22 protein-coding genes and 1 tRNA gene are annotated in these 22,362 nt (G+C 28.3%); 13 read left to right on the top strand and 10 right to left on the bottom strand.

What is annotated here, in order from left to right; translation table 11 throughout:
* Positions 1-2: 2 nt before the first annotated feature.
* From I1A51_RS06245 to I1A51_RS06230, 4 genes are all read right to left on the bottom strand, one after another.
* A complete protein-coding gene (locus I1A51_RS06245) occupies positions 3-1,646 on the bottom strand; it encodes an ATP-binding protein (protein WP_196892146.1) in 1,644 nt (547 codons plus the stop codon).
* Between the two features lie 20 nt (positions 1,647-1,666).
* Positions 1,667-2,902 (bottom strand): restriction endonuclease subunit S, encoded by a 1,236-nt coding sequence (locus tag I1A51_RS06240; RefSeq protein ID WP_196892144.1) that lies wholly within the window; start codon positions 2,900-2,902, stop codon positions 1,667-1,669.
* A complete protein-coding gene (locus I1A51_RS06235; protein WP_196892143.1) occupies positions 2,899-4,461 on the bottom strand; it encodes a type I restriction-modification system subunit M in 1,563 nt (520 codons plus the stop codon). The genes I1A51_RS06240 and I1A51_RS06235 overlap by 4 nt, the downstream gene beginning before the upstream one ends.
* 186 nt (positions 4,462-4,647) lie before the next feature.
* Positions 4,648-5,448: a phospholipase D-like domain-containing protein gene (locus tag I1A51_RS06230; RefSeq protein WP_196892141.1), complete on the bottom strand. Its 801-nt coding sequence runs from the start codon at positions 5,446-5,448 to the stop codon at positions 4,648-4,650.
* Between the two features lie 275 nt (positions 5,449-5,723).
* Here I1A51_RS06230 and I1A51_RS06225 point away from each other — a divergent pair, with 275 nt between their 5' ends.
* Positions 5,724-6,671 carry a putative phage abortive infection protein gene (locus I1A51_RS06225; protein WP_196892140.1) on the top strand — a complete coding sequence of 316 codons (948 nt, stop codon included), beginning with the start codon at positions 5,724-5,726 and terminating at the stop codon, positions 6,669-6,671.
* 276 nt (positions 6,672-6,947) lie between these two features.
* Here the strand turns inward: I1A51_RS06225 and I1A51_RS06220 are convergent, their stop codons facing one another.
* On the bottom strand, positions 6,948-8,186 hold the full coding sequence (locus tag I1A51_RS06220) for a HEPN domain-containing protein (RefSeq protein WP_196892139.1): 1,239 nt from the start codon (positions 8,184-8,186) through the stop codon (positions 6,948-6,950).
* Between the two features lie 415 nt (positions 8,187-8,601).
* The gene (locus I1A51_RS06215) at positions 8,602-9,258 is read right to left on the bottom strand and encodes a hypothetical protein (protein ID WP_196892138.1); all 657 of its coding nucleotides are present in this window, start codon (positions 9,256-9,258) and stop codon (positions 8,602-8,604) included.
* Between the two features lie 328 nt (positions 9,259-9,586).
* Between I1A51_RS06215 and I1A51_RS06210 the strand changes: the two genes are divergently transcribed.
* On the top strand, positions 9,587-9,742 hold the full coding sequence (locus tag I1A51_RS06210; RefSeq protein WP_196892137.1) for a hypothetical protein: 156 nt from the start codon (positions 9,587-9,589) through the stop codon (positions 9,740-9,742).
* Positions 9,743-9,753: 11 nt separating this feature from the next.
* Here the strand turns inward: I1A51_RS06210 and I1A51_RS06205 are convergent, their stop codons facing one another.
* Complete coding sequence (locus I1A51_RS06205) at positions 9,754-10,215, bottom strand: helix-turn-helix domain-containing protein (RefSeq protein WP_196892136.1); 462 nt, start codon at positions 10,213-10,215, stop codon at positions 9,754-9,756.
* Positions 10,216-10,548: 333 nt separating this feature from the next.
* Here I1A51_RS06205 and I1A51_RS06200 point away from each other — a divergent pair, with 333 nt between their 5' ends.
* From I1A51_RS06200 to I1A51_RS06180, 5 genes are all read left to right on the top strand, one after another.
* Complete coding sequence (locus tag I1A51_RS06200; protein WP_196892134.1) at positions 10,549-10,740, top strand: hypothetical protein; 192 nt, start codon at positions 10,549-10,551, stop codon at positions 10,738-10,740.
* A 328-nt stretch (positions 10,741-11,068) separates the two neighbouring features.
* A complete protein-coding gene (locus I1A51_RS06195; protein WP_196892133.1) occupies positions 11,069-11,962 on the top strand; it encodes a hypothetical protein in 894 nt (297 codons plus the stop codon).
* Between the two features lie 13 nt (positions 11,963-11,975).
* Positions 11,976-12,872, top strand: coding sequence for an ATP-binding protein (locus I1A51_RS06190; protein ID WP_196892131.1), 897 nt, complete (start codon positions 11,976-11,978; stop codon positions 12,870-12,872).
* Positions 12,873-12,891: 19 nt separating this feature from the next.
* Positions 12,892-13,074, top strand: coding sequence for a hypothetical protein (locus I1A51_RS06185; protein ID WP_196892129.1), 183 nt, complete (start codon positions 12,892-12,894; stop codon positions 13,072-13,074).
* 34 nt (positions 13,075-13,108) lie between these two features.
* Positions 13,109-14,413: a DUF4153 domain-containing protein gene (locus I1A51_RS06180; RefSeq protein ID WP_196892128.1), complete on the top strand. Its 1,305-nt coding sequence runs from the start codon at positions 13,109-13,111 to the stop codon at positions 14,411-14,413.
* Between the two features lie 83 nt (positions 14,414-14,496).
* Here I1A51_RS06180 and I1A51_RS06175 read toward each other — a convergent pair whose 3' ends face one another.
* Positions 14,497-14,691 carry a hypothetical protein gene (locus tag I1A51_RS06175; protein WP_196892126.1) on the bottom strand — a complete coding sequence of 65 codons (195 nt, stop codon included), beginning with the start codon at positions 14,689-14,691 and terminating at the stop codon, positions 14,497-14,499.
* Between the two features lie 405 nt (positions 14,692-15,096).
* Between I1A51_RS06175 and I1A51_RS06170 the strand changes: the two genes are divergently transcribed.
* Positions 15,097-15,240, top strand: coding sequence for a hypothetical protein (locus I1A51_RS06170; protein WP_196892125.1), 144 nt, complete (start codon positions 15,097-15,099; stop codon positions 15,238-15,240).
* A gap of 267 nt (positions 15,241-15,507) precedes the next feature.
* On the opposite strand, the gene I1A51_RS06165 is transcribed toward I1A51_RS06170, so the two are convergent.
* Both I1A51_RS06165 and I1A51_RS06160 read right to left on the bottom strand, forming a co-directional pair.
* The gene (locus I1A51_RS06165) at positions 15,508-16,710 is read right to left on the bottom strand and encodes a tyrosine-type recombinase/integrase (RefSeq protein WP_196892123.1); all 1,203 of its coding nucleotides are present in this window, start codon (positions 16,708-16,710) and stop codon (positions 15,508-15,510) included.
* 170 nt (positions 16,711-16,880) lie between these two features.
* Positions 16,881-16,964, bottom strand: a tRNA-Leu gene (locus I1A51_RS06160).
* A 170-nt stretch (positions 16,965-17,134) separates the two neighbouring features.
* On the opposite strand from I1A51_RS06160, the gene I1A51_RS06155 reads away from it, so the two are divergent.
* The 5 genes from I1A51_RS06155 to scpA all read left to right on the top strand — a co-directional run bounded on the left by I1A51_RS06155 (position 17,135) and on the right by scpA (position 22,350).
* Positions 17,135-17,755, top strand: coding sequence for a DUF6515 family protein (locus I1A51_RS06155; protein WP_196892121.1), 621 nt, complete (start codon positions 17,135-17,137; stop codon positions 17,753-17,755).
* Positions 17,756-17,844: 89 nt separating this feature from the next.
* Positions 17,845-18,450, top strand: coding sequence for a uridine kinase (gene udk / locus I1A51_RS06150; RefSeq protein WP_196892120.1), 606 nt, complete (start codon positions 17,845-17,847; stop codon positions 18,448-18,450).
* An 81-nt stretch (positions 18,451-18,531) separates the two neighbouring features.
* A complete protein-coding gene (locus I1A51_RS06145) occupies positions 18,532-18,789 on the top strand; it encodes an FtsB family cell division protein (protein WP_231373971.1) in 258 nt (85 codons plus the stop codon).
* A gap of 107 nt (positions 18,790-18,896) precedes the next feature.
* Positions 18,897-20,291 carry a methylmalonyl-CoA mutase subunit beta gene (locus I1A51_RS06140; RefSeq protein WP_196892117.1) on the top strand — a complete coding sequence of 465 codons (1,395 nt, stop codon included), beginning with the start codon at positions 18,897-18,899 and terminating at the stop codon, positions 20,289-20,291.
* Positions 20,284-22,350: a methylmalonyl-CoA mutase gene (gene scpA / locus I1A51_RS06135; RefSeq protein WP_196892116.1), complete on the top strand. Its 2,067-nt coding sequence runs from the start codon at positions 20,284-20,286 to the stop codon at positions 22,348-22,350. The genes I1A51_RS06140 and scpA overlap by 8 nt, the downstream gene beginning before the upstream one ends.
* Positions 22,351-22,362 lie beyond the last annotated feature (12 nt).

Raw genomic sequence — 22,362 nt, 5'->3', positions numbered from 1 at the left:
ATTTATTTGTTTTTGTCCGATAAAATGTATTTTGTCCCTTTTTTTTCACCTTCTTTAATCACTTTATTTTCTTCAATTAACTTATCAATTGCTCGTTTTAAAGTTTTTTCATGTATTTCTACTCCAATTCTTTTATGTATATCTGATTTAGAACATGGAGCATATATTTTTATATCTTCTAAAATTAAATGTTCTAAGCGGTGAGGCTCAATACGTTTTAAATCTGTTTTTCCTTTAAATTCGGATTCTTTTAACAAAGTAGGGTTTACGAAATATTGTGTTGCTTTTGTTTTTCCTTTACTCAAGAGGATGCCATTTGTTACCAATTTACCAATCCAATGTTTTAAGTTGTCATTATTTCTTAAAGATAATTTTTCGGACAATTTTATAGCTAAAATACTTCCATGTTGAGCAACTAATCCTAAAACAATAATTTCTTTTTGATTTAAACCAAAATTTTCATTCACATTTGACATTAAACGTGCAACTTCATTACTAATAATTTGCTTTTTTAAAGTTACAACTACTCTATCATCCCATTCTTCAACTATAGGTTCAAATTTTCCATTAAATAATTGTACTTCATAAACTTTATCATAACCACTGCCTTCTTTTTCTATTAATTTTAAATCATGAAAAACTTTTGAAAGATGTTGGTTTCTTTGAACTGATTTTGCAATAATATTTGAAGGTGTAACACCTAAAGGCAACCTTCCTGGAGAATGAATTTCTAATCTGTCATGGTAAAGGTTTATAAAAATATCACCTCTCATTGTATATACTCTATGAACAAGTGCATTTGCAATAATTTCTCTTATAACTACAATATCATAATTAGGAATTGTTTTTCTGAAAATTCCATCCGAAATCTCAATAGATTCTTTCCAGTCAGGTAAAGCTAAAATTTCATTTAATAACTCTTTAGGGTTTTGATTAAAATCATCCCAAACAATTTTATTAACCTTATTGCCATTTTCATCATACTTTATAAACTGTACAGAAGGAGCATAATGAAGTAGCGCTCTATCTTTTCGTAAACCAAACCATAAAATTCCTAGATTTGTAAGAAATCCATTAGAAGAAAAAAGATAATGTTCCATTAATTCTTCTTGAGACATTTCTTTTACAAAACTTTTTACGCGTTCAGAATGATAAATATCTGATAATACTGAATCTCTTTTTTTAAAATCACTTTCTGAAATTGGGATTTTTTTTACAACTCTTTCTTCCCAAATAAAGGCTTGTTTTTCAGAAGCCAATCGAGTCATATCTTCAGGCATTAAGGGTCTACATTCATCCCCTATTCTTATGTAATATTTACCTTTTGTAGTACTAGCAATTGTTTGACTACTCCTAAAAATAGTAATGATGATATATTCTCCTTTATTTTCAGCAACTTCCTTTCTTGATTGAATTGCAACATTAACTGTTAATTGTGGAATTATTTTATTGATTTTATCAATCAAAGAGTTTTCTATCTTTTGATTTGAAGCTGGAAGAGATTGATCATCCTCTATACCTATATGTATTTCTCCTCCAACTCCATTGGCAAATGCCACACAATCCTTAGCTAATTCTTCCCAATTTGCAGATTTTCCTTTTATAAGTTTTAATGATTTTTTATCAAAATAACTGTTTTCTTCCATAAGAAATTTTTATAAATTCTTTAAATATAAGAATTTACTCGGATTTTCCCCGTAAGCAACTGCTGCATCAAACCTTTTTTAAGTTCTTGATACTGTACTTTTTTTGCCTCTAAAACCTCTATTTTAGCATCCATACTACTTAAAATTTCTGCTATTTTTTGTTGCTCTGGGAAGTTAGGAATAGGAATGTTTAGTTTCTTAAATTTGACAATAGTAAGAGCTTTTTGACTTGAACCACTCGAAATATTATCGATGATTTTTTGAAAAACGTTTGATTTAAGATATTGCGATAAGTATTTTTTATTTAATTTATTAGATATTTCTCGCAACCAAATTAGATTACCATCTTTAAAATAAAAATCATTATCGTTATTGATTAAATATATTGACCCAATAGTACCAACAGCTGAAATAAGTATATCTCCCATTAATGGAGCTCCGTATTTTTGTTTTAATTCATTGAATTTTTCCTCTTTGATATATACAATATTATCTAAAACCTCACCTTTAGAAAGTTGAGTAATTTCTTTTCCTCTAAAAAAAGGGATACCTAAATTTGTATAGTCAGCTCTATGCACTCGTTTACTTGAAGTTACATCCGCAATATCCTCAATCTTCACAACCTTCCAACCCAAAGGTATCTCCCCAAGAGGTGAATTTTTAAAAGCACTATGCCCAATACCTTTGCTAAGCAAACGCTGCATCATTCCTTTTTTAAGTGCTTTGTTGGCTTGTATTTGCTTCGAAATATTTTCGATTTTGGCATCTACCGTACTAAGGATTTCTGCTATTTTTTGTTGTTCTGGGAGAGGAGGGAGCGAGATTTGTAAATTTTCAAGAGCATTTTTATTAAGTTTAGGTTGAGCTAACCCTGTAACATATGGTTTTATATCCATAAAATTGATATAATATTTCAAGTATACTAGGTTAGATTTATCATTATTAAGTATAACGTGTGCGTGATTATTTACCCAAAATTGACCTTTTGCTATTAATGCTATATCATATTTTCTAGACTTTACATTTTCTCCATCTTCAGCAATTAATAAATATTCTCCACTAAAAATATAATTATTAATACTGTCAATTATTCCCTGAGCTCCATAATATGGAAATAAGCCTTGCATATTTTGTCTATCACTTGATTTTAAAGGTTTTCTTAAGTTATCATAATTAACTGAAACTTCCCCCAACTTCACAACCTCCCAATCCACAGGAATCTCCCCAAGCGTTGTCATTTTATAACCTTCCCTCATATCCCCAAGTCCTTTAAAAATCCAGATAATTTAGCATCAATTGTAGCTTCTTCACTTTTAAGTTCGGCTAATTGTTTTTGTACCGCTTCTAAATCTACTTCAGGTTCAGGTTCGCTGGTGTCAATATATCTTGAAATATTTAGGTTAAAATCGTTTTCTTCAATTTCGCTAATCGGTACAATGCGCATGTATTTATCTACATCTTGCGCAGCATCGTAGGCATTTACAATTTTATCAATATGCGTTTCTAAAAGTTCGTTTTGATTTTTTCCTTCTTTATAATCGCTACTAGCATCAATAATGCTTACGTTTCCTTTTTGGGCTTCGGTTTTGTTTTTATTAATAATCCAAACCGAAGCAGGAATTCCTGTATTGTAGAACAAAGCACTAGGCAAACCAACTATGCCTTCTACCAAATCATTTTCTAGCAATGCCTTACGAATTTTAGCTTCCGAAGAACCTCTAAAAAGCGTACCATGCGGCAGTACCACTCCCGCTTTTCCATCTTGTTTTAAAACAGAAATCATGTGCTGCAAGAAAGCTAAATCTGCATAACCTCTTGGTGGAATACCATATTGAAAACGTCCGAAAGGATCTGATACTGTTTTGGTGTAATTTGGCGTTACTTTTTTCTCTTTTCCGTCTTTTCCTACTTTGGTTTCCACATTTACTTCCGCAGGTGTCCACCATTCTTTATCCGAAAAAGGCGGATTGGCAATCACACGATCAAAAAGCATTAGTTCATTTTCTTCATTTTTATGTTTTGGGCTTACTAAAGTATCTCCTTTTTGGATGTCGGCATCGTCAAAATTATGAAGAATCATATTTAATTTACCAATTGCCCAAGTACTCAAGTTTTTTTCTTGTCCAGCAAGCGAAACATTAATTACATTTTCTTCTTTTCCGCCTTCTTGTTTGGCAATGTATTTGGCAGTTTCAATCAACATTCCACCAGAACCACAAGTTGGGTCATAAATTTTTTGTTTAGGTTGCGGTTTGATCAATTGTACGATAAGTTGTACCACGCCTTTCGGCGTATAGAATTCTCCACCTTTTTTACCTGCATCATCCGCAAATTGTTTGATTAAATATTCGTAAGCAGCACCTAGTAAATCGTTAGATTCTAAATGATCGTTTCGAAGCGAATGCATATTAAAATGACGTAGTAAACGTTGTAATACATCATCTGATAATTTTTCTTTATCTCCAAATTTAGTAGTAGTAACTACATTTTCTAGAGAAGGGTTTTCACGTTCGATAGCAGCAAAAGCTTTGTCTAGCGTTACACCAATATTCTCCGTTTCTTTTTTTAAGTTTTCCCATTTGGCTTCTTCAGGAAGTTGAAAATACGAATCTTCTTCAGCTTCTTTTCTAGAATAACCTTCTTCTTTCATCAAGTTTTCTACTTCTTCTTCAAACATATCATTTGAACGTTTTAAGAAAAGTAATCCAAAGATATAGTTTTTAAAATCCGAAGAATCAATGTTTCCTCTCAATATATTTGCAGAATCCCACAACCAACTTTCCAATTGGCCTAAAGATAATTTGTTGATTTCCATTTTATTTGTTTTTTTTGCTTAAAAAATAGATGCTCTATTTAATTCTGTAATGATTTAGTTTCTCACTTTTAATATCAAAAACTATCTTTTTTGAAGATAAGAATTTGAGAGTTCAAAAATAAGAAATCTAGGGAGAGAAATTACTAAAATCAATAAACTGATTTATGAAATTCTAACCTTTTGAAGTTAAGGTTTGAAATTTAATTTAATTAATCTTTTTTCAGCATTTTCAATGGTATTTTTATCAAAGAGAACTTTATATTTTTCTTTTAAAATGATATTTTCAAAACTAATATCAAGTTTATTTATTTCAAATAATTTAATTAAACCAGATTGAAGGTTTTCAGTTCCTTTGTTTATAAGTCTTGTTGCTCCTCCAATAGCACCATAACGATGAATATAATCTAAAACCATTTCTGAATTAATTTTTGCACCAAGCTTATTAGCTTCTTTAATAGTAGAAACAAAATCTTGTTCCAAATCTTTTTCAAGATTAGAAAATTCTTCTTCTTTTATATCTCTATTGATTAGTTGATTATTTATGAGTATTTGTTCATCATATTCTTTTACGATTCGTTGAAGATTTTGAAATCTAAAATTAAATTGTTTTACAAGTGTTTTGTCATCACTAATTATTATAATTTCATGATTATAATATTCAGCAGAATTAGTCCAATTATAAGAACCAGATGCAACAATTTTATTATCAAAAACAGCAAATTTGTCATGTAAAAATTTACCACTTTTTGTTGGCAGTATTTTTATAGAACCACCTTTTTTTTGAAAATTTTTAAAGGAAATTCTTTTATTTTCAAAATGATCACTTACCATAATTTCAACTTTACATCCTTGTTCAGCTTTATTTTCAAGTTGTCCGAGTAAATCTTTACTGGTAAACCACGCAACTGAAATAAGTATAGATTCTTTAGATTCTGAAATCAATTCGCTTAATTGACTTTTGATATTTTGGAATGTAGCTTTTAGCATTTTTTAGTTTTTAAATATTTTTGAAATTTAGGATTTTTCTTTAAATACATTTTATATATTCAAATAGTTTTAAATTAATTACTATAAAACTTTTGAAAAATGGCAAACTTAAGAATTATACTAAAAAGTCCAATTTTGTCCACTTTTGGCTGTGTTTGTCCAAATTTGTCTAATATTGTCCAAAATTTTCCGTAAACAAGAAATTTATTTTCTGTAATTGTTTTTATTATGTGAATAATTTAGATTTGTGATTTTAATGCTGTGAATTATCCAAAATGAAAAAGAATAAAATATGTAATCAAATAAAGAATTTGACTTTCCCTTTAGGTTTAGCAACATTATTAGTTGTAGTTGGAATAATATTTATAATAAAAAATGCTTTTCATTTAAGAGGAGTAGGTTTTAGTGAAGATATAATTGATCAAAATTATATTAAAATATTATTTTCATTAGCAGGAATTATTTTTTTATATGATACTATTATTCGTTCTCAAAATAATAATAAACAGCAACAAGAAAATTTTGATAGACAACAGTTTGAAAATAGATTTTTTGAATTGCTGAAAATTCATAGAGAAAACGTAAGAAGTTTTCCGAAGTATAAAAATCCAGATTCGAGATTAGAAGAATATTTAGAATCTCAAGCTTATTTTGTAAAGTTAAAGGAACATTTCAAAGAGATTTTTATTTTGACACATAAGAATAATTATAATCTCAAAATAGAAGATGTAATAAATGTGAGTTTTCTTTTTTTATATTATGGAGTTTCTAAATCGTCCCTCTCAACCTTACAAGATAAATTTGAAAAAATGAATCTTAAAGAATTAAATTTATCAAAAATTATAGAGATACTACATAATAAAAAAGCAAAATATAATACTAATCTTGTTAAGTATGGCGGACATCAATTAAGGCTCAGTCATTATTTTAGACATTTAAATCAAACAATAAAATTTGTAGATAAAAATGATTTATTGAGTGACATAGAAAAATATGAATATATTAAACTTTTAAGAGCTCAATTATCACAACCTGAATTAGAAATTTTATTATATAATTCTTTAAGTTCTCATGGGAAAAGTTGGAATGAGGAACCTTTTAAATTTATAGAGAAATATAAATTATTTAAAAACCTACCTAAAGTTTTATTTGAATTAGGTGAATTAAATGTAGAACCAAAAGAGTTTTATCCAGAAATAACTTTTGATTGGGAGAAAAAATAACTTTTGTCCATATTAGGCTGTAATTTTCCAGTTTTGTCCAAAAAAATCTTTAAATAAAAAAACAAACCAATCATATTAAGGAAATACGCTTGGTTTGTTTTTCTATTATCTACTATAAATTTCTTTAAAAGAATCAATTTTTATCAATGACAATTAAAAAAGACTTTAAAATAAGAGTATTAACATCAAAAAAGTAATTAAATATGAAATTTAAATTATTTAATTGAAAATTAGTTAATTTAATGCTCTCTAAACTTAGAGAAATTAACAATTTTTTTAATTTTCTTTTTCGTTTTCAATGTCATCATTTTCAATGTCATCATTTTCAATGTTATCATTTTCAATGTCATCATTTTCAATGTTATCGATTTCAATGTTTTTGATTTTAATGTTATCAATTTCAATGTCATCAATTTCAATGTCATCATTTTCAATGTTATCGATTTCAATGTTTTTGATTTTAATGTTATCAATTTCAATGTCATCATTTTCATTGAAATAACTATTTATATTTTTATTTATAAAGAATAGATTTTTCTTATATTTAGGAGGATGATAAAGATATTTTTTTGGTTTAGATTTATACATAATAATTATTTCATCCTTTTTATAATTTAAATCATTCCACCAATCCTCAAATAATAAATCTATATCCTCTTTTTCTATAGAAATATCTTTTAAACTTTCTATAGCTTTTTTAAATACAATATTTAATTCATTTGTTAAAGAATCAACCTCAAGAAATTGATTATGAGTTAACATATTATTATGAGCAATTAAACACCTTAATTCATATAACTTTTTCCATTTTGTTTGTAAAGTATCTCCATCAGAATCTATTAAATTTGAAAAATGTCTTTCCCAATTAGATTTGGGAGTATGATCTTTTAAATTTTGTAAATCTAAATTTTGTATATCTTCAGTTGAATCAATAAGTTTTATTAATTGACTTATAGATTTTTCTTTTGTAGAATATTTATTAAAAAGAAATCCAGCAAGATCAATAAAATCAATACTATGTAAATCACTCGTATATTTATTTTTTATATTTTTTTTGTTAATAGTATTTCTGATTTCTTTTGGAAAATAGTTTTCTTCCCAATTTGTACCTACATTAATTATCATAAACCTAGAGATTAGATTTCTAAGAACATTTTCAATTTTATTTATTTTAGGATATGCTAATTTTGAATAATAATGAGATACTTCATCTCTCTGTAAGTTAATATGTCCTTTTAAATAAATAATTAAAGATCTAAATACTTTAGTAAATTCTGAGAATTGTTCAATTTTATCAATGTCTTTAAGAGTAAAGGTAATATCAAATATTCTACGATTATTATTTTTTATTATAGAATTATTATAATTTACTTTTAAATTTTTATATAGAATTTCTTTTCGATTAACTTTTATATTAATATCCGTCATTAATAAATTGTTAAACGTTTTAATATCCGTACAAAAAGTTGACTTATTTTCAAAAATAACTATATACTCTAGTTTTATTTCTTCCATTTTCGTGTTAATTTTTTGCAAAAATATTAATATATTTTTATTAGATCTTTTATTTAGTTCATAATTATTAATTTTAGATTCTGTCACACATTGAAATATTTTTCTATTTCTTCAACAAAATTTTACGAAAATCCGTAAAAACCAAAAAAAAATATCTCATTTTGTCCAAAAATGTCCACTTTTGTCTGTGTTTGTCCACTTTTGTCCAAAAATAACCAATGAGGAAATACTAGGATAATATTAAAAAGTCTAAATTTGTCCAGTTTTGTCCAAAATATTCCGTAATCAAGAAATTGATTTTCTTTTATTTTTAAAACAGTAGATAACCGGATATGATATATTAAAGTTTTTAAAATCCTCTATTGTTCATTTTAGACTGTGATTGATTGTATTTTTCTAGAAGAAATATTTTTATTTATGAATCTTTTATAATTTTTTCTAATCTGAGAATACATACTTTCCATAATTCAGAATTTGTATTTTCATTATCAATTAAAGTTTGTCTGAATTCTTTTAAAACTTCATGTAATTCATCTAAAAAGAGATTTGCATTAATAACCTTTTTATTTTTTGATACTTTTAATAATTTTTTAGAATCTCTTCTGATTCTCCAACTATTTTTAGTTTCTCCATTGTGTAATATTCCACATCTAACTCCCTTATAAAATTTTTGAGGAACTCCTTTGCCTTTGAATAATACTTTTTTGTCTAAATTTAAATATTGATTTTTATCTAAGCCTCCTTGAGAAAATATTTTAAATCTTTCTTCAGTTACAAAAAAATAACCAAAACATCTTGCACTTTTCTTGTGTGTAGATAAAAATTCACGAACTTTAAATGACATGTAGGATTCAATTAACAAACAACAACTAGCCATTATTAAAAAACCACTTTTATTTTCTTTTGAGTTATTTTTAAAGGGTTTAATATATCTGTTGTATAGTCTATTAAATATTAAATTGGCAATATCAATACGATGATTATCTATATTAGATAACCAATTCTCTAATATCTCAATATCAACTTTATTCTTATTATTATCATATCCAATTATTAAGCTTTTGTCTTTCATTTCTTTTTAATAAAAATTTGATTTATACCAAAAATATAAATCCTTCTCAACAAAAATTTAAGGAAACCCGTAAAACCCAAAAAAACTTCATCCCATTTTGTCCAAAAATGTCCACTTTAGGATGTATTTGTCCACTTTTGTCCAAATTTGGCTGTGATTGTCCAAAATTGTCCAGTTTTGTCCAAAGAGACAACTATCATTAACTACTCGAAACTATCACTAACTCACACTAACTATCATTATCTATTAAAATCTCTTACTAACTATCACTAACTCCGAATGAGTTCGAAATTTTTTTTGAAGTTTGTTATATAAAAACCCTTCAAAAATGAAAAAAGAGAGTAAAAACCAAAAGAGGCAAAAAGAATTAAACTTTGTTGAGAAGATTATTAAGAATTCAGTTTTAATTTCTGATAAAGAAATGATTAAAGAGAATATAAAACATGAATTGGGTATGAAGATTTTATCCAATAAAAAATCCTAGTAATATTAATCCTAGGATTTTTTATTTTTTACTTTATTCACTATTTCTTCGATTATATCTGTCAAATGTTTATCGTCTTTTAAGAGCTTTTTAGCGATTTCAACTTCGTCGTCAGTCAAGGTCATTTTATCTTCTCTGATTCTCTCTAGCTCTTTTCTTAAATATTTGATATGCTCTTTAAGAAGTTCATTTTCTTCTTTAATTCTGATGATTTCATCATTTGAAATCTTAGTGTAATTTTTATTATCTGAATCTAATTCGGAACTATCATCATTAAGTAAACTATCAATGGTAACATTAAAATATTCTGAAACAACTTGTAATATTTCTAATGAAGGTTTTTGAGTTCCATTCATTATGCTATTAAATGAAGTATATTTTATTTTGGTAATCTCAGTAAATCTTAAATTACTCAAATTAGCTTGTTTTAAAAGCTCTTTGATGTTACGGATTACCACAGTTTGTTTTGACATAAATACAAATGTTAATAGTTGTTTTATATAGTTACAAATATAGTACTATAAATACAAATATACGACCTATTTATGTAGTTACAAAGGTGATTTTACTATCTATTCATGAAAAAAATAATATTTATATATGTAAAACATTAAAAAATTTTATCAAAAAAATGAAAAAGTTTTATGGTTTAAATAAAATTTAATTATATTTGTTCATATAAAGCAAAAAAAAACACTTAGAACGCCAATTCTAAGTGTTTGTAAAAGCTTTATAAACTGATTAATTAACCAATTTATATTTGCTCCCTGACAGTTGCAAATATAAGAAAAAAAGTTCTGAAGTATATGACAGTAGGAGTTTATACTGCCATGCAACAATTCTTTTCATTATCACAAGAAGAGCAGAAACTGTTTCTTGACACAGTAAATGCCAAAGAATCCGAAGCGAAAGCAAAAAAGCAAGACGAAGAGGATTTAAAAATTGTGATGGACATACAGAATTGTTTCCGAAAGTGGCAGAAAAAACACAGTAACTAATTGAAAATTATATTTGCAACCACGTTATGAAAATAAAGACATTTTTAAAAATGGCGGCTGAGTGGTTGCGGTCGTCATTTTTCACTTTTCAAAAAACATATCTCTATGAAGCCAACCACACTTCAAACAGAATCGTATTGCCTAAAATCAAAGGTATATCACCCAGAAATTATTAAAAAACATTTGTTGTTAGATACTTCTTTTGTATCGAATGTTTTGTTGCTCTTTATACACACTTTTGTGCTTCCCAATTCTAAAACCGTACTCGTTGCGGTTTTAGTTTTTCTTCCAAATAATGTCTCACCTATTTTAAAAATATTCATTAAAAATGCGCTATAATATCCAAATCAATCAAGTAAAAGCTCTAGAATGGGAAATCAATTTAAAACAAGCATCCGTTATTGATCTAATCAATCAAGCATCTTCTTGGGCATCACGAATGCAAATTGGTGGAAAGATTTTCTATTATATCTCGAGAGCAAAAATTGCAGATGAACTTCCTGTACTCTTTCCACAAAAAGAGAAGAAAAATGCAAAAGACAATTTCTTTGATTCAGTATATCGAGTTTTAAAAGAGTTAAAACGTCGTGGAATTATTTACTATGTAAAACACGAAAATATGGATATGATGTGTCTTACAGAAAAAGGTGAACAATGGAATGATAGAAATGCTCCAGAAAAGACACAAAACATCAAAAAAGAAGCTCCTAAAGTAGTTGAAATCGAAAAAGAAGAAATAACACCAATTGAACCTAAAAAAGAAGTTGAAACAGTAGAAAAACCGATTGTAATTACCTATGAAAATTCAAAATTAAACTTTAGTGAAAGTGTTTTTTTGGCTCCAAACTCTACTTCGTTTAAAGAAGATTCGGTTGTAAAAATAAACGAACCGATATCGGACAGAATTCCGACATATAATAATACTAATATTAATAATTTATATAAAGAAATAAAAAAAATATATAAAAAAGAATTTGAAAGAATTTTTAAAGAAAATCCAAATGTGCAAGATTGGTCAAAATTTGGAAGATTCTTCAATGCGGAAATGCGAGGACGTCGTTTTTATCGTGATGCTGAGATTCTAAAATGTTTTGAAAAACTGGCGATTTCGTGGAAAGAATACAAAAGAACGCCTTCGGAAAAAACACCGAGAAAATACCGTCCTACTCCAGCAAGACAAACAGCTGGCGAAATTCCTAATGTTCCATTCCCAATCAATTAAAAAACGCTGAATTATGCAGAAAACTACACTTGAAAAAACACAACAGGATATCAAATTGATTGGATTGTATAAATACAAATTTTTGAAATCCAAGCAAGAGTCAGAATTGACCAGTGAGGAAAAAGAGCAAATTTGGAACTATGAAAAACAACATATTCCATCGCAAAACGAGATTGACTATGTAAAATATCACGTAAACAATCAACTGAAAAAAAGAGAAAAAGATAATTATGTTTTTCGAGCAAATACAGCTTATGTTCAGTTTCGAGTTTCATACAATGAATTTCTTCAGGAAGAAAACTCAAAACAAACAGAACTGATTGAAGATCCAATGATGATTGAGAATTTAAAAACCTTGCTTTTCTACTTTGCAAAAGACAAAAGATTTTTTGAATCTCAAGCACTTGTAAAGCGAGATTTGGTTTATGGAAATACAAAAAAATCCTCTACTCCAAGTTTTGACAAAGGACTTTTAATCATCGGGAATTTTGGAACAGGAAAAACATCAACAATGAAAGTTTTACATAAAATGTTTTCCGATTTAAAACATCATAAATTTCAATATGCATCGGCAAATGATTTGGTGAGAAAGTTTGAGTCTTGGAATAAAAATTTACAAGCATTTTGGGATGATGTTTTACAAGGAGATTGGCTTTTCGATGATGTGAAAACAGAAAGATTTGCAAAGGATTTCGGGAAATTAAACCTTTTCAAAGAGATTTTGGAAAGTAGAGAAACAAAGAAACACCGCTATAAAACCTATGTTTTAGGAAATTATCATCCAGATCATCCAAACAATTTGGAAATGGCATTAGTTGAATATGGAGAGAAATATGGCGGACGAGTTTTTGACAGATTATTTTCACAATTTAACATCATACAATGGCAAGGAAACCAAAGTAAACGCTAAAAACCTCCCACCCTCAAATATGAAAAGAAGTCATGAATTATTAATCAGACGCAAAAGATTTGTTGATAATTATTTTGCTGAAAATCCAAAGAAAAGCATTTCAGAGATAATGCTCGAATTAGAAGAGAAATTATTCATTTCAACCACTACAATTCACAATATCAGACGAAGCAAAATCGTCGATGGAAAAATTATTTGGTAATCAAAAACCAATCAACTTTTAAAAAGCACTAACAATGGAAAATAATATATTCGATGAGCGTTTCACGGCGTTCAAAAAGGGAAACTATTACAAAAAATTAAAGAAAGAATTTTCTCATAACTCTTATGATAGAAGACGTTTAGGAGTTTATATCATCGCAATTTTAGTATCTGTATTCTGTAATTTATTTTCGATATTTTCAGAAAGCACCTTTATTTTTAGTTATCTAAATCATTTGGTAGCAAATACATTTGGAAACTCATTTTATTTTACAATAACAGTTACTGTTTTTGTGATTGCAACACTGGAAGCAGCGAGCAGAGTTTTTACTTATACACTTATAAAAGAATATTTACAATATGGCATTAAATTCTCTTCCTTTGTAATAGCTGCAATTGTACTTTTCATTTCTTATGTATCTGTTTTTTCAAGTTATCATGGAGGAAAAGAAGTCCCAAAACTAATTAAAGAAGCACCTAAATTTTTAGCTCCTACTCTTCTTTCAACAAAAGATGTAGAAAAACAGCATAATGCCATTATTGAAAACTACGAATCAATTGCGCAAAGATTTTACAATAAATACCAGGAAAAAATAAAAACGAATGAATGGTTTGCAAAGCAATATGACAATCGAAAGAAAAAAGTAATTGTAGCACAAGAAAATAAAGCAGAAGAATTAAAAGAAATCAGAGAAAGAAATCAAACTAAGGAAGAAAAAGCAGAAAGAAAATATGAGAATTTAAAAAGTGATTATGATAAAGAAATGACCAATAAAGGAAATTCACTTGCTTATTTATCAATTCTTTTTCAAGTGATTTATTTCCCAGCAATGTTTTTTAGTGTGTATTATCGATATAGATCCTTCAATCAATTTAAAAAAGTTGAAGAAGAAAAAACACAAACAACTGACATAGAAATTCTATGGGAACGAACAAGACAGGAATTCAAAAATTTAAAAAATGATTTAGTACCTACTCCAATTTTAGAAACAAAAGAAAAATCGAATTTGTTGGAAAACAAAAAACGACAAAATAAAATTGGATATGATATGTCATCAATAAAAAAAACAGATGAAAAAACAGCAAAACACAAAAACACAACACAGCTACAATCCCTGTCTAGACAAGAGCTAACAGATATACACACAGTTCCACACAAAAAGACAAGAGTTGATAAAACAAAAATTAAAAACAACATAAATATTTACAAAAAAAGAGTAGAAGAAGCAGAAAAAGGAACAGATGTATATAAGAATAGATTTCAAAATTTAGAATATTGGCAGTCAAAATTGGAGGAATTAAATCTACAAATAGAAAAATATAATCAATCTCTTAAGTAATAAATATTATGATTTAAATTCTTTAGCATCCATCTTAAATAATATGTATTAAAAAAAAACTGGAATAATAATATTCCAGTTTTTTATTCAAAATAGCTTTTAAAGAGTTTATATTCTTTGGGAGTTAAAGTTTTTCTCCATTTCAATTCATTCCAAGATTTAGTTGGATTTGCTTCTTCCATAGCATCTCTAATATAGCTATTGATAATATTTCTAGGCATATCCTTGTATAAATCATGGATTTCGCCTTTTCGTGGTGCTTGTTCTTTTGGATTCATTATTTGAGAAGTTTAATTTCTTCTAAAATAATAGGAGAGAGGCTTACTCATATACAACTACAGAAAAAACTATCAAAACTTACAGAAACTTACAGAAACTTACAGAAACTATCAGAATCTTTATTTTCTAATTTCAAAAACAGACATCTTTGAAGAGTAAATAAGGAAATCCCGTTATATAGAGTTCGCTTAGATAATTTTTTACTCCTACGTTTTTTTCTTCAATGGTTTTTAGTTTTCCACTATATAAACATTCTAAGTGAACTCTTTTTCTTTTTGAAGTGTTTTTAAAAGTGAATAAAGCAGCTTTCGGGCTGCTTTATTTTAGAATTATACGGAATCCCATAAAATTTTTATTGATAATATTTCTAAATTTATAATTATTAACTAATAAAATTTTTATTTATGGCTGTGATTCATATACCAACTCAAGTAGTTCATGGTGGTTCAAAGAGAGCTGGCACAAAATGTGGTAGAGATACAAAATACAAATCTGAACATTGGAAAGATACCAATAGAAAAATTACTTGTAAAAACTGTTTAAGATAAATGAAAAAGCGATTGAAAAATATAATATTACAATCGCTTTAATTTTTTATAAAATATAACTACAGAAAAACTATTAAAACCTACAGAAACTATTAGGAACTTTACTTTTCAATTTCAAAAATAGACGTCTTAGAAGAGTAGATAAGGAAATCTCATTTTATAGAATTCGCTTAGATAATTTTTTACACCTACTTTTTTTCTTTAATGGTTATTAGTTTTCTACAACATAAATATTCTAAGTGAGTTCTTTTTCTTTTTGAAATGTTTTTAAAAATCAATAGTAAAATCCTTAGAGTAATCTTCTGGAAGATAAGCTCCAATATTCCTTAAATAATTATCTAAAGTTTTTATAGTTGTATGTCTTGTAATCGTGATTAATTTATTCTTAGCATCAATAGGAGGTAAACCTTGATTTAGAAATGAAAAATATAAGTTTTTAATAAAAGTATGTCTAAAGGAATAAATTCCATAATTATCACCTAAATTCAAATCTCTTTTAACTTTTAAAAATCGGTAAGAAAAGAAATCAGCTTTTGACTTTTCTCTGGTTGTTATCCAAGTGTCAGGTTTTTCACTTTTGGAAAATAAATAATAATCATCTGGATAATTTTGAATATCCATTTTTTCAATTAATTCTATTAACTTATCAATGATATAAATTACAGAAATCTTCTCTGTTTTAGTCTGAACTTTAATTGTTCTTTCCTTTAAATTTATATCACCAATTTTTATCCTGGTAATTTCAATTGGTCTTAAAAAAGAATAAGTGAGAAACTGAATATAAGTTAGGAGGTAAGTATCATTTTCTTGAAGATATTTTTTTAGTTTATTTACTTGTTCATCTGTCAAACTCTCATTTTTTACAGCTTTTTCTGGAAGTTTTTCGATGCCTATCATAAAGTTTTTATCTATGATTTCGTCTTGCATCATTTGATTTGTCAAAGACAAATAAACTTTTCTATAATTATTATAACTATATGCAGAAAGATTTTTCTTTGAAATATGTTCAAACAAATAAATCATGTGTTTTTTTGTAATCGACTTTGCAGGAAGATGATCCAATTTGTTTTTCGAAAGAAATTCTTTTAAATAATCAATTTGATGTTTGTTTTGATGAATATAACTAGCGGACCAAACTTTGCTTTTTTTCTCAACAGCTTTATCAATAGCATCAATAATATTGTACTCTTTATTAAAATTTAACTCCGATTCTTTTTCTGAAAAAGGAGAGAATCCTTGTGCTAAATGATTCTCTAAAACACGTTGAATCTTTTTTGCAGTTTTTAGTCTTTCAGAAATTCCTTTTATTCGATTTAAGTTATTATAAACCTTAAATTGTTTCATTTCACCAGTTTCTGGATTTCTAAATCGAAACCAGATATACCATTTACTGCCTTTTCCAACATATTTTATTTTTTTACCATTTACGATTTTATAGTCGATATGAATCTTCGGTTTTGTGTATTCCATGCAATTTAATTTTAAAAAATAGTTGTGCCCTTTTTCATCCCCTTTTTGAAGAGATAAATTTTTTGTGATAGAAAGTTTTGCTTTTTTCTTCATTACTAAAATATTAAAAATATTGATTAATGCCAGTGATTATCAATGTTTTCTTATTTTTCTGAAGAATTTTGAAAAAGTGCACACAACAGGATTTGAACCTGCACATCCGTTAGGATACGAGCCCCTCAAGCCCGCGCGTCTACCAATTCCGCCATGTGTGCATTGGTAAGTAGAATATTGCAAATATAAAATCTCTTTTGAATTAAAAAAATACTATTAAATAGATTTTAAATAAAAGTTAAATTCAATAAAATCATAATTACTTTAATATTTCTCTAATAAAAACTCCCTTCTTTTCTGATTAACTTTAAGTAAGAAAACCCTATAAGTCATGAAAACAACATTTAATATAAAAATCCTATTGTTTTGCTTATTTACAATTCTTACCGTAAATATGGAAGCTCAAAATGCTTCTAAGATTCAAAAAACTAGACCAGCAAGAAATATTCATCCACCAAGGCCAGCTAGACCAATTCATCCACCGCATGTGAAACCAATTCCATCACATATAATCTATCCAAATCATCGTCATTATTTTCCTCCTTATAGACATCGTGTTGTGTATCATTTCCCTCATAGACCAAGAGTTTATTACCATCACGGACATCCTTATCATTTTTATAATGGGTATTTTTGGAGACCAAATCGAAATAGATTTATTTTTTCTGTACCACCTTTTGGATTGAGAATTAATTTCCTTCCCACTGGTTATCATAAAGTATTTATCGGTCCAGATGTTTATTTTTATTTTAAAGGAACTTTCTATAAAAAATATGGAGAAGAATATGAAGTTATTAAAGCACCTTATAACGCTGTAGTTTATGAGTTGCCAGAAGAAGCTACAGAAGTATATATTGGAGGGAAAAGATTTTATGAATATAATCATGTGTTATACAAAGTTGTTCGAACTCCTGAAGGTAAAGTATTTAAAGTAGTAAACTATGTGAATTAGATAATTTTGATTAGCTATAATAAAAATGTAAATCGGAATAGAATTTTATTATTTTTGCATTCCGGTAATACATATCAAAATAAATTAAAATGCTCATAATTGGAATTGCCGGAGGAACCGGAAGTGGAAAGACAACAGTTGTAAACAAAATCATTAAAGATCTTCCACAAGATGAAGTGTGTATCATTTCTCAAGATCACTATTATAATGAAACAAACGAGTTGTCATTTGAAGAAAGAACGAAAATAAATTTTGATCATCCAAAATCTATTGATTTTGATTTATTAGTTTCTCATTTAAAGGAGTTAAAGAAAGGAAATACAATTGAGCAACCAATCTATTCATTTGTCGCACACAATCGTTTAGAAGATACGATTAATACACATCCTAAAAAGGTGTTAATTGTAGAAGGAATTCTGATTTTTAACAATAGAGAATTGAGAGATTTATGTGATATTAAAGTTTTCGTACATGCAGATGCAGATGAAAGATTAATTCGAAGACTTCGCAGAGATATCACAGAAAGAGGAAGAACAATTGATGAGGTTTTGAATCGTTATCAGGATACTTTAAAGCCTATGCATCAACAATTTATTGAGCCTACAAAATCATTTGCAGACATCATTATTCCTAATGATAAGTTCAATACAGTTGCAATTGATATTGTTCGTACAGTTATTAATGAAAGATTATAGGAAATTTACTACCTTTACCCTATGATTTTAAAAAAACTAAAAAAAAATATTCTTTTCAAAGTTATTAGTAATAGATTCTTTTTGATATTACTAATATTCGTTGTTTGGATGCTTTTTTTTGACGAAAATTCGTATCTAAGTCATGTGGAGTACGATGATGAAATCAAGAAGTTAGAAAGATTAAAGGCTTATTATCAAGAAGAAATCGCAAAAGATAGAAAGATAATTCAAAGCTTTGAAAATGAAGAAAATCTTGAGCGTTTCGCAAGGGAAACCTATATGATGAAACGCCAGAATGAAGATATTTTTATAATCGAATACGACACAATTTCAGATTAGAAACAATTGTTTTTTTATATAAAAGTCATTTAAAATTTTAGTTGCTAAAAGTTTAAATGACTTTATTTTTTTACTGACCAAAAACATAGTTAAACCACTTTTAAAACATGAGTGATTTTTTATTTAATGAATTTGAGCCTTCATCTGCGGCTGCTTGGAAGCAAAAAATTCAGGTAGATTTAAAAGGTGCAGATTATAATGACACTTTACTTTGGCATTCTAGAGAAGGAATTACTGTAAAACCTTTCTACTTTGCTGGAGAAACAGAATCATTTGCGCCAGAAACAAAAAATAAAGCCTACGAAGTTTGTCAAGAAATTTATATTTCTGACGAAAAAACTGCTAATTTCCTAGCAAATGATGCTTTGCAAAGAGGAGCAACTTCTATTTTATTCAAATCAAAAGGAGTTTTTGTAATAGAGGATGTTCTAAAAGACATTCCAGTACAAACAAAAATCCAATTTCAATTACAATTTATAGATGTTGATTTTTATAAAAAACTAATCGATGCTGCGGCAAATTATGTTCTTTATTTAAATCTTGATGTTGTTTACCAATTGGCAACCTCTGGAAACTGGTTTGCAAGTGAAACAGAAGATTTTAAAAACGTTGCTACGATTTTAGAATATGCAAAAGGAAAAAATGTTTTTGTTTTAGGAGTAAATGCAGAATTGTATCAAAATTCTGGTGCAACAACGATGCAACAAATTGCTTATGCACTTGCACAAGGAACAGAATATTTAGAGAAATTTGGAGCTGAAATTGCGAATAATATCCAATTTAATTTTGCGGTTGGAAGTAATTATTTCTTTGAAATTGCAAAAATCAGAGCTTTCAAAAATCTTTGGAATTCAATCTTAGCAGAATACAATACAACAGTTGAAAATATTGAAGTTTTTGTGACACCGAGTTTAAGAAATAAAACATTATACGATTATAACGTAAATATGCTTCGTACAACAACAGAATGTATGAGCGCAATTCTTGGTGGAGCAACAACAGTTTCAAATATAGCTTACGATACTATTTTCCATAAGAAAAACGAATTTGGAGAAAGAATCTCAAGAAATCAATTATTGATTTTAAAAGAAGAATCTTATTTCGAAAATGCACAAAATTTTGCAGACGGAGCTTATTATATTGAAAGCTTAACGGAGCAATTAATGGAAAAAGCATTATACATTTTCAAGCAAATTGAAGAATCAGGAGGGTTTATCAAACAATTGTTTAAAGGAAATGTACAAAGAAAAATCGCAGAAAGCGCTTTTAAAGAGCAAGCAGATTTTGATAATGGAAGTGAAATTTTATTGGGAACAAATAAATTTCCAAATCCAAAAGATTTCATGAGTGAAGATTTAGAATTATATCCATTCTTAAAATCGAACAAAAACAAAACTGTGATTACTCCAATCATTCGTAAACGTCTTTCACAAAAGATGGAAAAAGAAAGATTGGAAGCAGAAAAAGTAAATGCGAACTCTAAAGAAGAAGCAAATGGCTAGAAAAGATTTTTCAAAATTAGAAATTAAAAAGAGCAATCAGCCAGCAGTTGCTCCTTTAGAACATCAGGATTTTATTGCTGGAATGCCTCCTTATTTAAGAGGACCATATTCAACGATGTATGTTCGTCGTCCTTGGACGATTCGTCAATATGCAGGATTTTCTACAGCAGAAGAAAGTAATGCTTTTTATAGAAGAAATTTAGCAGCAGGACAAAAAGGTTTGTCTGTAGCTTTCGATTTAGCAACACACCGTGGTTATGATTCGGATCATGAGCGTGTGCAAGGTGATGTTGGAAAAGCTGGAGTTGCGATTGATTCTGTAGAAGATATGAAAATCTTATTCGATCAGATTCCTTTGGATAAAATGTCTGTTTCAATGACGATGAACGGAGCTGTACTTCCAATCTTAGCATTTTATATTGTTGCAGCAGAAGAGCAAGGTGTAAAACACGAACAACTTTCTGGAACGATTCAAAATGATATTTTAAAGGAATTCATGGTGCGTAATACATATATTTATCCACCAACTCCTTCGATGAAAATTATTGCGGATATTTTTGAATTTACAAGTAAAAATATGCCAAAATTTAATTCGATTTCTATTTCTGGTTATCATATGCAAGAAGCTGGAGCAACGCAAGAAATTGAATTAGCTTATACTTTAGCAGATGGTTTAGAATATATCCGTACTGGAATTGCAGCAGGAATGGATGTGGATGTTTTTGCACCTAGACTTTCATTTTTCTGGGCAATTGGAATGGATCATTTCAAAGAAATTGCAAAAATGAGAGCTGGAAGAATGCTTTGGTCAAAATTAGTAAAACAGTTTGAACCAAAGAATCCAAAATCTTTAGCATTAAGAACACACTGTCAAACAAGTGGATGGAGTTTAACAGAGCAAGATCCGTTTAATAATGTTGCTAGAACTGCAATTGAAGCAATGGCTGCTGCATTTGGAGGAACGCAAAGTTTACATACAAATGCCTTGGATGAAGCAATTGCTTTACCAACAGATTTCTCTGCGAGAATTGCTAGAAATACGCAGATTTATATTCAAGAAGAAACAAATATTACAAAAACTGTAGATCCTTGGGCTGGTTCGTATTTTGTGGAAAATATGACCAAAGAAATTGCAGATAAAGCTTGGGAATTAATTCAAGAAGTAGAAGAACTTGGAGGAATGACAAAAGCAATTGAAGCTGGAATTCCAAAAATGAGAATCGAAGAAGCTGCTGCAAAAAAGCAAGCAAGAATCGATAGTACACAAGATATTATTGTAGGTGTAAATGCTTACCAATTAAGAGAAGAAGATCCACTTCATATTTTAGAAGTTGACAACGAAGCAGTTCGTCAGTCACAGATTGCAAGAATTCAAGAAATCAAAGAATCTAGAGATTCGGAGAAAGTAAAAGAAGCTTTAGAAAACTTGACAAACTGTGCGAAAACTGGAGAAGGAAACTTGTTGGATTTAGCGGTGAAAGCTGCTAGAGTTAGAGCAACATTAGGAGAAATTTCAGATGCGTTGGAATCTGTTTATGGAAGATATAAAGCAACAATTAAATCGATTTCAGGAGTGTATTCTAAAGAAATAAAAGATGATGCTTATTTTGCACAAGCAAAGGAATTAGCAGATAAATTCGCAGAATTGGAAGGAAGACGTCCAAGAATTATGATTGCCAAAATGGGACAAGATGGTCATGATCGTGGAGCGAAAGTAGTTTCTACAAGTTTCGCCGATTTAGGTTTTGACGTAGATATCGGACCATTATTCCAAACGCCTGCGGAAGCTGCAAAACAAGCTGTAGAAAATGATGTACATATTTTAGGAGTTTCTTCGCTTGCTGCTGGACACAAAACTTTGGTGCCACAAGTAATTGCAGAATTAAAGAAATATGGTAGAGAAGATATTATGGTAATTGCTGGAGGAGTAATTCCTGCACAAGATTATCAATATCTTTTTGATAGTGGAGTTGTTGGAGTTTTTGGTCCTGGAACCAAAATTGCCAAAGCTGCTATTGAAATTCTGAAGATTTTAATTGAATCTGTTTCGGAAGAGTAAAAGATTTAAAAT

The sequence above is a fragment of the Aureivirga marina genome (assembly GCF_015767265.1).
Taxonomy (GTDB): domain Bacteria; phylum Bacteroidota; class Bacteroidia; order Flavobacteriales; family Flavobacteriaceae; genus Aureivirga; species Aureivirga marina.
This window is presented reverse-complemented; position numbering and strand designations above follow the sequence as displayed.